At 44.5% G+C, this 12,961-nt stretch carries 9 protein-coding genes and 1 riboswitch; of the genes, 4 read left to right on the top strand and 5 right to left on the bottom strand.

Annotated elements, in window-relative coordinates; translation table 11 throughout:
* The first annotated feature begins 6 nt into the window (after positions 1-6).
* Together ACGTN9_RS19580 and ACGTN9_RS19575 are read left to right on the top strand one after the other, a co-directional pair.
* Positions 7-783, top strand: a complete 777-nt coding sequence (locus ACGTN9_RS19580) for a fumarylacetoacetate hydrolase family protein (RefSeq protein ID WP_499596076.1) — start codon at positions 7-9, stop codon at positions 781-783.
* 165 nt (positions 784-948) lie between these two features.
* Positions 949-2,739, top strand: a complete 1,791-nt coding sequence (locus ACGTN9_RS19575) for an L-lactate permease (RefSeq protein ID WP_499596075.1) — start codon at positions 949-951, stop codon at positions 2,737-2,739.
* 47 nt (positions 2,740-2,786) lie between these two features.
* Here the strand turns inward: ACGTN9_RS19575 and ACGTN9_RS19570 are convergent, their stop codons facing one another.
* The 4 genes from ACGTN9_RS19570 to ACGTN9_RS19555 form a co-directional block, all read right to left on the bottom strand.
* The gene (locus tag ACGTN9_RS19570; RefSeq protein ID WP_499596073.1) at positions 2,787-2,957 is read right to left on the bottom strand and encodes a hypothetical protein; all 171 of its coding nucleotides are present in this window, start codon (positions 2,955-2,957) and stop codon (positions 2,787-2,789) included.
* Positions 2,958-3,035: 78 nt separating this feature from the next.
* Positions 3,036-4,832 carry a cation:proton antiporter gene (locus tag ACGTN9_RS19565; RefSeq protein ID WP_499596071.1) on the bottom strand — a complete coding sequence of 599 codons (1,797 nt, stop codon included), beginning with the start codon at positions 4,830-4,832 and terminating at the stop codon, positions 3,036-3,038.
* Between the two features lie 129 nt (positions 4,833-4,961).
* The gene (locus tag ACGTN9_RS19560) at positions 4,962-6,095 is read right to left on the bottom strand and encodes a zinc-dependent alcohol dehydrogenase (protein ID WP_499596069.1); all 1,134 of its coding nucleotides are present in this window, start codon (positions 6,093-6,095) and stop codon (positions 4,962-4,964) included.
* A gap of 427 nt (positions 6,096-6,522) precedes the next feature.
* Positions 6,523-7,464, bottom strand: coding sequence for an MBL fold metallo-hydrolase (locus ACGTN9_RS19555; protein WP_499596067.1), 942 nt, complete (start codon positions 7,462-7,464; stop codon positions 6,523-6,525).
* A gap of 221 nt (positions 7,465-7,685) precedes the next feature.
* On the opposite strand from ACGTN9_RS19555, the gene dacB reads away from it, so the two are divergent.
* Positions 7,686-9,185 carry a D-alanyl-D-alanine carboxypeptidase/D-alanyl-D-alanine endopeptidase gene (dacB, locus tag ACGTN9_RS19550; RefSeq protein WP_499596065.1) on the top strand — a complete coding sequence of 500 codons (1,500 nt, stop codon included), beginning with the start codon at positions 7,686-7,688 and terminating at the stop codon, positions 9,183-9,185.
* Positions 9,186-9,501: 316 nt separating this feature from the next.
* Here dacB and ACGTN9_RS19545 read toward each other — a convergent pair whose 3' ends face one another.
* Positions 9,502-10,737, bottom strand: coding sequence for a dicarboxylate/amino acid:cation symporter (locus ACGTN9_RS19545; protein WP_499596064.1), 1,236 nt, complete (start codon positions 10,735-10,737; stop codon positions 9,502-9,504).
* A 186-nt stretch (positions 10,738-10,923) separates the two neighbouring features.
* Positions 10,924-11,040: riboswitch (SAM riboswitch) on the top strand.
* Between the two features lie 161 nt (positions 11,041-11,201).
* Between ACGTN9_RS19545 and ACGTN9_RS19540 the strand changes: the two genes are divergently transcribed.
* Positions 11,202-12,818, top strand: a complete 1,617-nt coding sequence (locus ACGTN9_RS19540; RefSeq protein WP_499596063.1) for a sodium:solute symporter family protein — start codon at positions 11,202-11,204, stop codon at positions 12,816-12,818.
* Positions 12,819-12,961 lie beyond the last annotated feature (143 nt).

Genomic DNA, 12,961 nt, shown 5'->3' with positions numbered 1-12,961 from the left:
AGTCATATGAAATTTGCACGATTCACTCATAATGGAAACAAACGAGCTGGAGTAGTAACCGATAATGGAATCCATATAATCACAGGGGATATGCTTTCCGATTGGGAGTATACAGATGAAATAGTGCAGGAGGAGGAAGTCGAATTGCTGGCCCCTGTGACACCGGGAAAAGTAATCGGTATCGGCGCCAACTATGTCAAGAGCAAAGAGGAAGTGCCTGAGCAGATTCCGGATCTGCCAGTGTTCTTTTTCAAACCATCTTCATCGGTCATCGGTCCTGAAGCGGACATTCAAATACCAGACTTGATCGAAGAAGTGAAGTTCGAATCAGAACTCGCTGTAATCATCGGAAAAGACATGAAAGATGTACCGAAGGAAAAGGTTCTGGATTATGTGTTTGGCTATACGGTTGGGAACGATGTCACCGCACCGCAATTTTTCCATGATGACGGACATTGGACGGTTGGGAAGTCATTCGATACCTTCACCCCACTCGGACCATATATCGAAACAGAATTGGACCCCTATCAGATCCATGTAAAGGCGGACATCAATGGTGTGGAAAAACAAAACAGTCCAACAAATCTTATGATTGTACCGTTAGTAGAGATGGTTTCCTATCTATCAAAGGTGATGACACTAAAACCTGGAGACTGCATTTTGACAGGCAGCCCGTTGGGAGCCTATATGATCAAAGCGGATGATGTAGTCGAATGCAAGATAGACGAAATCGGAACATTGAAAAATAAAACAGTGAAAACCTCGGTTTCCGTCAGTACTTAAGGAAATAGTTTACGTTATGCCAGGACTAGGTTGAATTGTTAACAGTTGTCATACTCAACAGCATTAAATCAACGAAAGTCCTGGCTTTTTAATATTAAGGAAAGAACAATGGGAGGAGTATGGCGTTTCTTAGCGAAGCAGTTAATTAAAAATGGAGGGTGATTCATGAATACTGGAACCTTAGCAATTTTGTCGCTGTTACCGATTGTTGCGGTCGGAGTATTTCTTGTAGGACTCAGGTGGCCGGCAAGCAAAGCCATGCCTATTTCCTACATAGTCGCGGTCCTGTTAGCCCTATTTGTCTGGAAAGTTCCTGGTGCAATTGTTGCTGCCGCTTCTGTCAATGGATTGGTTGTCGCAGGTACGCTGCTCTATATCATATTTGGCGCAATACTTTTATTAAATACTTTACAAGAGAGCGGCGGAATCAAAACAATTCGCCAGGGGTTTGTCGATATATCACCGGATAGACGGATCCAGGTCATTATCATCGCGTGGCTGTTTGGTTCATTCATCGAAGGTTCAGCAGGATTCGGAACGCCTGCAGCGGTAGCTGTTCCGTTGCTGGTTGGTTTAGGCTTTCCTGCCATGGCAGCAGTTGTGGCTGGGATGGTGATCCAAAGTACACCAGTTTCGTTCGGCGCAGTCGGAACACCGATTCTTGTCGGTGTTCAGACAGGGTTGGCTGCTGATGCCACAATTACCGATAACTTCCTATCCCTCGTGACTATGGTTGGTGGTAGAGTGGCCCTCATCCATGCAATTGTAGGTACGCTGATTCCACTTTTTGTAGTAGCTCTGATGACAAGGTTTTTTGGGAAGAACAAGTCATTCAGTGAAGGGCTTCAAGTATGGAAGTTCGCTCTGTTTGCAGCCTTTGCAATGACGATTCCATATGTGATTGTCGCCAATCTGCTTGGACCGGAGTTTCCTTCCATGGTAGGCGGGCTGGTGGGTCTTGCCATTGTAGTCCCGGCTGCTAAAAAGGGTTTCTTGATGCCTCCGAAAGAAGAGTATTGGGATTTTGAAGATAAAGCCAATTGGGATCCATCCTGGACTGGCAGAATCGAGATAAAAGACGTTGCTCATAAAAGCGGCAGTATGAGCATGATGCGCGCTTGGACGCCATATCTGTTGATAGGACTGTTTCTTGTTTTGACAAGATTGAAAGCGTTACCATTTTTGGAATGGATCAAAGCCTGGAATGTTGAAATTCCAAATATATTCGGTACCGAAATTACTTCCAGCTTCCAGCCGCTATATCTACCTGGTACCATTTTTGTATTGGTATCTCTGATCACGTTCTTTATCCATCAAATGAGTGGTAGCTCTTATAAAAAGGCGTGGGCTCATTCAGGTAAAACAATGATACCAGCATCAGCAGCACTGGTTTTCACCGTTCCGATGGTACAGGTGTTTTTGAACTCTGGTGGCGGCGCTTCCGGCTTTGAAAGTATGCCGATGGAATTAGCCACTGGTGTTGCTGCATTGACTGGTGACTTTTGGCCGCTGTTTTCTACATTCGTAGGGGGACTAGGCGCCTTTATTGCGGGAAGCAACACAGTCAGCAACATGATGTTTTCTTTGTTCCAATTCAATGTCGGCTCGCAAATTGGAGTCGATGCTCCTTGGATCGTAGCACTTCAGGCGGTTGGAGGGGCAGCAGGGAATATGATTTGTGTTCACAATGTTGTCGCGGCAAGCGCTGTTGTAGGGTTAGTAGGAAAGGAAGGGGATGTCATTCGAAAAACCATTATCCCATTCATTTATTATGCTACTTTTGCCGGCGGTTTAGGGTACACGATTGTCTGGACGGCTGAAAAGGGTATCTTCAATATTGGTACGATCATTGTCGCTGTTATCAGCACAATTGCTGTTTATATCCTGGCTACTAACCGGAACAGACTGGCAGCTATGTCACTTGAAAATCAAAAGCACTTGAGCTCAGCAAAATAACAATAAAAAGCTTGTAGCTAAGCCATTTGGCTTTCTACAAGCTTTTTTTAATCATTTACCTTTATAAAGAGTTGACTCGTTTCATGGCCGTTTTCATTGAAGTCATCGTCTTTTTCATTATATTGAAGGTCTGCGATGATCAGATAGGTTAATATCAATCCAATGACAACCAATAGGACAGTAACAGCAGCGGCCAGATAATTAAGTATCCTTTTCATAGTCATCCTTCCCCCTTGTTCCTACCATAAGGCTACCAAACCAAATATTGCCTGTAAATAATATGGAAGGAAAGGAGATCAAGTACGTGGAACCAGACTCAGCACCCTGTCTCCAGGATGGCCTTCCAAACTGTTTTCGATTGTGAAAAATTGTACTTCTCCTTCTTTTTTCTGTATCAATATCATCACAGCTTCTTCCGGGAGCTTTGCTTTGTAATCTTCGAGGGAATAAGACTCCGATAATTCCTCTGTTTTGAAAAAGAATCCATCCTCCATCCGTTTGATTAAAGCATCCCAGCTCATACCTTCTTCAAATAAGATGGTGCCATGGTTAGTATGTGCAATGTCATTTAGGTGGCCCTCTTCATTTGATTTCAGGCTCAATTGGTAAACATTGCTTCGTCCGAACTCTGCCATAAAGTTCGTGCAGACCAGAGCGTTATAAGAATCCAATTCTGTCCCGGCCAGTAACTTGTCATAAGGAGTCATATCTAACCGATACTCCGTTTTCTCCGCTAATATTTCTCCATAATATACTTTTTTGAAATCATTTTGTTTCGCAAGCTGAACACGGTTCCAGGAGGATTCGGTAATCAGGACTGGAATGTCAAGATCACGGAGTGTAGAAGCGAGCTTGACAGTGAAATGGTTGCTGCCGACGATTAGAATACCTGGTTTCTCTTTCGCAGCCATTCCTAACTTTTGAGCCAGCCATGTGATAGAAAAACCATGGACAACAACAGTGGCAAAAACCAGACCAAAGGTTAATGGCACTAAAATGGAGGCATCCGTAAAACCTTCATCAACAAGCACACTGGCAAAATAACCAGACACCGTAAGTGCTACAATTCCACGTGGTGCTATCCAGCCTACTAGGATCCTTTCGCGTATGGACAGCTCCGTTTGGATGGTAGATATCCAGATGGAAAGGGGGCGAACAATAAATAGCATCAACAATACATAGAAAAGAATATTTATTTCCAGCATTGAAATTAAAGTATCCAGTGATAAAGAAGCTGTCAGCATGATGAAAATCGTTGAAATCAGCAATACAGATATGTTTTCTTTGAAATGACGCATGTCGTTAATGGAAGAAATTTGCAAGTTTGCCATCGTAATCCCCATGGCAGTCACAGAAAGAAGGCCGGTTTCATGCATGATTTCATTCGGGATGGTAAAACAAAAGATGACCACGACGAATACAATCGGTGACTTAAGAAATTCGGGAATATGCCCATGTTTGAACATCCAGGCGATGCACCACCCTAACAGCCAGCCAAGCAGAATGGCAAATCCGGATACTAAGATAAATAGTAAGAGTTCAGACATGCCCACTTCTTCCAGTACAAGAAAACGAATGATTTCATATGAAAATACGGCAAGCAAGGCACCCAGCGGGTCTACAATAATACCTTCCCATTTTAAAATGGAGGCAGGACGCGGCTTTAATTTAGCCTGTCTCAGCATCGGCAAGACGACAGTAGGACCGGTGACGATCAACAGACCACCAATGACAAACGATACAGCCCAGGACAGTCCTGCTACATAATGTGCAGCGAAGGAACCGAGTATCCATCCTAACAAGGCACCAAGAGTAACAATTCTTAACACAGAGCGTTCCATCCCTTTTATTTCCCGGAACGAAAGCTTAAGGCTTCCTTCAAATAAAATGATGGCCACAGCAACAGAAATAATCGGTTCATAAAGTCCGGCAAAATTTTCTTCCGGGTTCATGAAACCAAAAATGGGACCCGCTAACAAGCCGACTACTGACATGACGACGATCGAAGGCCATTGAAAACGCCAGGCCACCCACTGTGACCCGATACCAAGCAAACCGATCATCATAAATAAAAACAGGGTAGAATCAAGCATCGCTCTATCTCCTTTTATCCATTCTTCTCCTTAGATTTTGTTAGTCCTGGCTGTTACATGCGTATAAGTGGAAAGAATAGAAAAAAACAGCAGCCCTTTGGTTAGGGCTACTGTCTGTGAAGAAAAAATTTACGGTTTTAAGACTACCTTGATATTTCCGTCTTCTTTTTTATCGAAAATATCATAAGCTTTTGCTGCATCATCAATCGACATTCGGTGGGTGATAATATCAGTCGGATCGAATTCATTGTTTTCTACCATATCATATAGCTTTGGCATCAAGTGGATAACCGGTGCCTGTCCCATTTTCAAGGAAACATTTCGGCTGAACAAGTCACCGATTGGGAAGCCATTCGCTTCAGTTCCATACACACCAGTCAATTGGACAGTACCGAATTTACGGACTGCCTGAGAAGCTGTCACGATCGGGCTGATTGTCCCGAATTGGTTATCGTGTTCGGAACCGAACTCTTCATTCGGAGGCACGGTGCCATCCATTCCGACGCAATCGATGACAACATCGGCACCGCCTTTAGTTTCTTCATGCAATATAGAACCGATGTCTGGATTTTCTTTGAAATCGAATGTCTCTACCTGGTTAGTCTTTTTAGCATGTGCAAGACGGTGATCTACCTGATCGACAGCTATGACTCGCTCAGCGCCCTTCAAGCGAGCAAACTTCTGAGCCATCAATCCGATTGGCCCGCTTCCTAATACAATGACAGTGTCACCCTCTTTCACACCACTGTGCTCGACACTCCAGTAAGCAGTTGGGATGACGTCAGATAAGAATAGGACACTTTCATCATCAAGATTACTGTTTTCGGGAACCTTGAACGAAGTGAAATCTGCATAAGGTACCCTTAAGTACTCTGCCTGGCCTCCTGGGAAGTTACCGAACATTTCTGTAAAACCGAATAAGCCGCCTATTTCACCGTGTGGATTGGAGTTATCACACTGGCTTTCCATCTGGTTTTTACAGAAAAAGCATTCGCCACACCCAATGTTGAATGGGATGACGACGCGGTCACCTTTTTTCAAGTTCTTTACTTCAGGTCCAACCTCTTCGACAATCCCCATCGGTTCATGGCCAACGATGTAATCCTGTTCCGGCTCGATTCCGCCTTTGTATAAATGGAGGTCAGAACCGCATATGCCACTTGCTGTAATTTTTACGATCATATCATCCGGCTGTTGGATGGATGGAGCTTCAACGTCTTTCACTTTCATGTTTTCTTTTCCTTGAAACGTTACTGCTTTCATTCCTTCACATCCTTTCCGTGTTTTAATGGGCTATAACCATTTTATAGAAGTTCTAAACTCTGTGACTTTAGGATGATAGGAATGAGAGTGTTTTGTGTTGATTTTTACAGTTCTCCCTTTACTTGAAGACTCAGTTTCGAGAGAAACTGTTTCCGTTACGGTTGGGAGCGTTTGGAGGTCCGGGATATCACTCGCTTTCCAGACGCCCTTACTCCTGACTCGGCAACGGACCCGAAGTATCTCGAAATCAAGTCTTCGACTTTTCGTATCTATGTTGAATATGCTTTTATGGTAAATCAACAACCATGTTTAACAGAGAGACTTTCCATAAGAAAAACGACCAGATTATATCCGGCCGTTTCAATGTTTTGGTGTAACACCTTGTTATTTGTTTTCCTTAAAGAGTTAAGGTATATGCCAAGTGTTTCTAATGTTTATTCAGGTAATCAACGATTCCCATGGCACATACTTCGAAATCAACTTCCAGCACCTGATAGACAGGATGATCGTCAGGGATGTTCTGGGTTTGTAAATAATCTGAAACCAGCTCGTATAGGCGTTTTTTGACACCGGCTTGTCCTTCATCATTAGCCAATGCTTCTTCGCCGGCTGCTACAAACTTTGGCAGCCATGATTCTGTCTGCTGGAACACTTCTTCCGGTTCGGCAGATTCACCGAAGTGGCCGAAGTAAATCCGGTCGACACCCAGCTGACGGAACCTGTTGATGGAAGCGCGCATAGCATCGGGGTCGAACTGGTTTGGTGACGTAGAAGGCAAATAGAAGGTCAATCCTTTATCCTGGGTTTGATGATATCTTACACCAACCGTGTCTCCAGTGAAAATGCCGTTGCTTTTGGAGTCGTGGATACTGAAATGGTGTTTGGCATGTCCGGGTGAATCATAAAAAGTAAGGGTGCAGTCCGGACCGATATCCAAGGTTTCTCCATCTTCTTTCACAAGCAGGCGATCTTCTGGAATCGGAACGATCGGATCGAACAGTTCATCGAACTTGTCTACATAGACGGCACGGGCACCGGCAATCAATCGGGATGGATCAGCGAGGTGCCGTTTACCGCGCGGATGGACGACTACTTCTGCATTGGGACACTCTTTCAATAAAAGTCCTGCTCCGCCTGCATGGTCCAGGTGGATATGGGTCACAATGATATAGCGGATAGCTTCAGGATTGATATCCAATTCTTTCAAACCCTCAAGTACATAAGGAATAGAGGGACTGGGACCAGTTTCAACAAGGGTCAAGTGCTCTTCATTAAGCACATAGGTGCCCGTTCTGCCGGGCATCCCCAAATCAAAACCATCAATTAACTGGATGCGGTTTCCTAATTCGATTGGAGCTTTTGTTTTCATTTGGCTCACCTCATAAAGAATTTCTGTCACTTCTTTACTACATTCACTTTTCAAACAAAAAATCCTTCTTTCTGACAGTCATTTCAATGGGGAAAAAATCTAATCAGTCAAAAGTCATAAATACACTAGACCAATTAGCTGTTTTTTGAATAATTGTTAAAATTTTCAGTATTTTTTGCTACGGTTGAAGTATTAATTATTCAAGGAGGAAGATACATAAGATGCTGCCTGCAAAAGCGAAACAAATGGTTGTTATGTTTCTATGTTCTTTAATGTTGTTTGCCCCTTATCAAGCCTATGATAACCCGCAAGTGACCGCCTCTTCTGAAAATGAGGCGTTGACCGATCAGCTGAATATGATTATGACAGATGAAAAATTAGAAGGGGCACTGGCAGGCGTTAGTATCCGCTCTGCCGAAACCGGGGAAGTAATTTACGAGCATGACGCTGGTAAGCGGCTGAAGCCGGCTTCTAATATGAAGCTGTTGACAGCGGCTGCCGCATTAGAGATTCTTGGTCCTGACTACACTTTCCCGACTGAAGTTCTTGCCGATGGAGAAATAAAAGGGAATAAACTGCATGGCGATCTATATTTAAAAGGAAAAGGCGACCCTACATTGCTGGAAGAAGACTTTGACACTTTAGCCAATGCGTTAAAAGAAGCAGGGATTAAGGAAGTGAAAGGGAATGTGATAGCAGATGACAGCTGGTACGATGATGTCCGGTTGTCCGAAGATATTTCCTGGAACGATGAAACGAACTATTATGCTGCTCAGGTTTCTGCCTTGACTGCGGCTCCTAATGAAGACTACGATGCAGGCACCGTCATCGTTGAAGCTCATCCAGCAGAGACTGCTGGAGAACCTGCAGATGTAAAAGTTGTACCGGAAAACGATTATGTAGAAGTAATTAACAACGCAAAAACAGTGCCAATGGATCAGGAGAAAGATATTTCTATTGAACGCAAGCATGGCACCAATCAAATTATTGTTGAAGGGGAGATCCCTGTAGAAGGATATCGCTCCCGCTCCTGGGTTGCCGTCGATGAACCGGCAGGATTGGCTTTAAACTTGTTCGGCAAAGCATTAGATAAGGAAGGCATAAAAGTGAAAGGTGAGTTATCGGAAGACAGTGAAGCACCGGAAACTGCCGAACTGCTTACTTCCAAACAGTCAATGCCATTGGAAGAGCTGTTGATCCCCTTCATGAAACTAAGCAACAATGGACATGCGGAAGTTTTGATTAAAGAGATGGGGAAAGTCGTTCATGATGAAGGAAGCTGGGAAAAAGGGCTGGAAGTAGTGGAAGAATTTCTGGAGGAGACCGGCGTTGATGCTGATACGATGCGTTTGCGAGATGGTTCCGGCATGTCCCACGTCAACATGGTACCCGCTCATGAAATTTCAGAACTACTGTATCAAGTAAGAGGGAAAGAATGGTTCCCTGCTTACTTAGCTTCACTGCCTGTAGCCGGGAACAGTGAACGGTTTGTCGGTGGAACACTCCGCTACCGGATGAATGATACACCAGCAGAAGACAACGTCAAGGCTAAGACCGGCTCTTTGACCGGTGTCACTTCACTGTCCGGTTATGTAACCAGCAAAGACGGAGAAGAGTTGATTTTCGCTGTCGTATTAAATAATTACCTGGGATCGGTTCAGGATATTGAAGATGAAATTGCTATTACATTGGCTGAACATAAATTCAGCACAGAAGAATAAATGAACAAACGGACTCCTGTCTTTACGGAGTCCGTTTGTTATGTTTTTTTTCGGGGGATACTCCTGACAAACAGGATACTTTTTAATCCATATCTAAAATAAAAAAGTCGATGCTGGAATGTGGTGTCCAGTATCGACGCTTTTTGCCTAGTATTCGTTAGAAGTTTCTAGTAAAAAATTGAAAATGTCTAGTGTTTTCCTCACTATGTCTAGTAAACTTTAGAAAAAGTATAGGAACCGACCTGCCTTGTCTAGTACTTGGCCATGCTGTCTAGTAAAGAACAGAAAAAGCATAAATGAGCATCATGAAATAGGATTACGCAGCTGGATCGGAATCTGCTTCCTCATTGCGGTCAATGACGGCAGAGCCGACGATATCCCCTAAAACATTCGATGCCGTACCGGCCATGCCGATCAGGACATCCACGCCTGCAATCAGGGCTACAATTTCCAGCGGCAAGTTGAATAGAGTGAGCACGGCTGCCAATGTCACCAGTCCGGCGGCTGGAATTCCAGCTGTCCCGATCGATAGCAGCGTCCCTACTACTACAATGGTGAGAAAGTCCATGACTGATAAATCCAGGCCAGTGATATTGGCGGCAAATACAATTGAGACTCCCATCCGCAGTGCCCCGCCGTCTGAGTTGAATACGGCTCCGATCGGCAAGGAAAAATTAGCTGTCCGCTCGGAAATACCGGCTTTTTTTGCCGATTCGATCGCAACAGGCAGGGAAGCTATGCTGCTGGATGTAAAGAAAGCGGTAAAATACGCTTCTTTCGTCTGTTTAAAAAAGTCCTTGATACTGATTTTTGCATACTTGAGAAAAGCAGTGTAGATGAAAAGCCACAGTAGAACCACCCCGAGATAAAATACCCCGGTAAACGCCAGTAGCGATTGGAAAGTCTGCCAACCCTGGCTCCCGAAGGAAGAAGCACTAATGGCGAATATTCCAATAGGAGCATATAGAAGAATTCCTTTTAATAGTAAAAAGAATAACTCATTGGCAGCAGAAAAGAATCGGTGCAGTGTCTCTCCCGAATCACGCAAGTCGACTTTATCGGCGTAGCGCATCCTGGCCATCCCCAATCCGATGATGACGGCTAAGAAAAGAATGCCCATCAGCTCCCCGGATGCGAAAACCTGGAAGATATTGTCCGGTACAATATTCAATAATACGTCCGAAAAACCTGGGGTTTCCGGCTTTTCTACCTGGGCATCAGGTAATGAAAGCTGGGAACCTGGATTGATCCATAGCGCAAGAGCTACACCGATGACTACTGCTGCGCCTGTCGTCAGCCCGTAGTAGATAAGCAGTTTCCCGCCCAGGCGACCTAAATGTTTTGGCTTCATCTGATTGATGGCCAGGACGACGGTCAGGAAAATGACTGGAATTGCAATCAAGCTTAATAGGTTGATAAGTATCGTACCGAGCGGTTTCAGTACTTCCGCCTGCTGTCCGAAGATGATACCAACAGCAATACCAAGCAGAAAACCAATTGTCATTTTTAGAATGAATGAAGAATGTTTGTATGTATGCCAGATTTTTTGCATGATTGAACCTCACTTTCATGTAGATAGTTAAAGTATAACAGGAAGTGAGTGGCACGATTAGGAGATTAGCATTATTTTTGATAATGTAAGTGTTTTCATTGTAAGAATAGAGAAAAAAGTCAGAAAATATATTGACATTCATCCGAGCATCTTGTAGGGTAGAATTTAACTTAATTACGGAAAACATCCTTATCGCGAGCAGGGGAGGAAATTGGTCCCGTGAACCTGCAGCAACCTGTTATTTTCTTTGGGGAAATAATAAGGTGCTACGTCCAACAGACGCTGTTGTCTGAAAGATGAGGAAGAGAAAAAACCTCTTCCTCCGGGAGAGGTTTTTTCTATATTAAAACGGAGGTTTTCTTAGTATCAAGGGGATATTTATTGGTTTTAAACTTACTAAACTGATAAATATAATCAACTTTGCAACAGGCACGAAGGTAACATATTTTTAAGGAGGCAAAAGAATGACAACAGTAGGATATTGGTTTATCGGTTTTGCTTTGGCCTATACGTTCTTTTTAATTTTTATGAGCCAGCTTGGAATGAGGCGGGCGAAAGATGGCAATGGATTTTTCGTAGGAGGGCGCGGGTTCAATACCCTGTTCGTTACGGTATGCATCACGGGATTGTTCTCCGGTTCGTCGTACATAGCGGTTCTGGAGCTCAGCTATCTGACAGGGGTGTCGGCCATCTGGTATGGCGTGGCGGAAACAGTGCATGTCTTGATTATCGCCCTTGTTTTGATTGCACCATTCCGAAAACGGGCACTGGTGACAATCTCTGGTCTGCTTGGGGACCGTTACGGTGAAAAAGTCCGAGGACTTGCCGGAGCGATTACAGCTTTCACATTCCCGATGTGGTCAGTGGCTACTGCGCTGGCGTTTGCATCCGCGTTGTCTGTTTTTACAGGTATATCGCTGGTATTATCCGTAGCTTTAACTGCTTTATTACTATTTGTTTATCTGCAATTCGGCGGCATGTGGTCTGTCGGTTTTACACAATTGAGCAACGTCGTGGTGTTTTTCATGATGCTTGCGATCGGGACTTACGCATTTTTTATCAATCCAGGGATCGATGGCATTCAGACATTGTTTCAGGAAAGACCCGAGTACGCGTCATGGAGTGCAGCCGGCCTGCAGACGATCCTGGCCTGGTTCGGGACATTCCTTTTCAATGTCATTCTTGCCCAGGCAGCATTCCAGATGGCATTGTCCTGTAAAACCCCGGAACAGGGGCGCCGAGGTTTAATTTACGCTTCGCTGCTCGGCATTCCGTTGATAATTGGTGCTGTTTTATTCGGACTGGCGGCCGCTCAGGTAGTGCCTGGGGAAACACGCGGACTGGTGGCAGTTCCGCTTTACTTGATGGAAACACTACCGGCACCGTTAGTCGGTCTGTTTTTCCTCGGATTTTGGGCAGCAGCACTCAGTTGGGGAGCGCCTTGCCAATTCTCCGGAGCCACCAGCCTCGGCCGTGATGTCGGAAAAGCTTTGAATCCTAAAGCAAATGAACTGCAGCTGATCAAGTATACCAAATGGTCCTTGTTGTTGTTGACTGGGTTAATGATCGTATTCGCCCTGCTGCGTTCCGAACAATCAGCGTGGTGGAATGTTTTTGCTTGGGTAACGCGGAATTCGGCGACATTTGCCCCGGTTGTTGCGGCAATATTCTGGCCGGTTGTTACGAAGCGGGCTGCCTTGGTCTCGTTGTTCACCGGCTCGGCATCAGGCCTGCTTTGGTATCATCTCAGCGGCTGGGCAATCAACGACTTTTTCATGAATACGCATCCAGTATGGATCGGGATGGGTATCAACATCATCACCATTGTGTTAGTCAGCCTGATCGACAACTCTGGCAACTGGGTATGGAAAGCATCGTTTAACAGCGTAGGGTTTTATTCCCTGCTCACTGCTGTCGGACTGGCCATCGTTTTCTTCAGCTCGTTTGACTTTTTACTTGCAAAAGGATTGGCCGGTATGGTCGGTTTGCTGATCATATCAGGGTTGTTCATTACCTGTATGAATTTTATTAAAGAGAAAAAAGAAACGGTTCCTGTGACGAAACAATGGAAGACGGGATGATTAGAAAAACTTGGCTTATCGCCAAGTCCTTATGGCGAAAGCCTTAGTATTTTCTTATACTTTAACCCTTTAACAAAGTTAAACTTTCCTAAAGTATAAAAAGAGAACGCGGCTTTTTGATCCGCGTTCTTTCTTTCGTTTCT

Origin of the sequence: Halobacillus sp. B23F22_5, from assembly GCF_043497085.1 — a bacterium.
Taxonomy (GTDB): Bacteria; Bacillota; Bacilli; order Bacillales; family Halobacillaceae; genus Thalassobacillus.
The sequence above is the reverse complement of the archived record's forward strand: the minus strand, read 5'-3'. Positions and strand labels throughout refer to the sequence as shown.

Coding starts and splice junctions, on each gene's coding strand:
- ACGTN9_RS19565 (WP_499596071.1), bottom strand. CDS start 4,832: ATGCTTGATTCTACCCTGTTTTTATTTATGATGATCGGTTTGCTTGGT.
- ACGTN9_RS19570 (WP_499596073.1), bottom strand. CDS start 2,957: ATGAAAAGGATACTTAATTATCTGGCCGCTGCTGTTACTGTCCTATTG.
- ACGTN9_RS19580 (WP_499596076.1), top strand. CDS start 7: ATGAAATTTGCACGATTCACTCATAATGGAAACAAACGAGCTGGAGTA.
- ACGTN9_RS19555 (WP_499596067.1), bottom strand. CDS start 7,464: ATGAAAACAAAAGCTCCAATCGAATTAGGAAACCGCATCCAGTTAATT.
- dacB (WP_499596065.1), top strand. CDS start 7,686: ATGCTGCCTGCAAAAGCGAAACAAATGGTTGTTATGTTTCTATGTTCT.
- ACGTN9_RS19575 (WP_499596075.1), top strand. CDS start 949: ATGAATACTGGAACCTTAGCAATTTTGTCGCTGTTACCGATTGTTGCG.
- ACGTN9_RS19540 (WP_499596063.1), top strand. CDS start 11,202: ATGACAACAGTAGGATATTGGTTTATCGGTTTTGCTTTGGCCTATACG.
- ACGTN9_RS19545 (WP_499596064.1), bottom strand. CDS start 10,737: ATGCAAAAAATCTGGCATACATACAAACATTCTTCATTCATTCTAAAA.
- ACGTN9_RS19560 (WP_499596069.1), bottom strand. CDS start 6,095: ATGAAAGCAGTAACGTTTCAAGGAAAAGAAAACATGAAAGTGAAAGAC.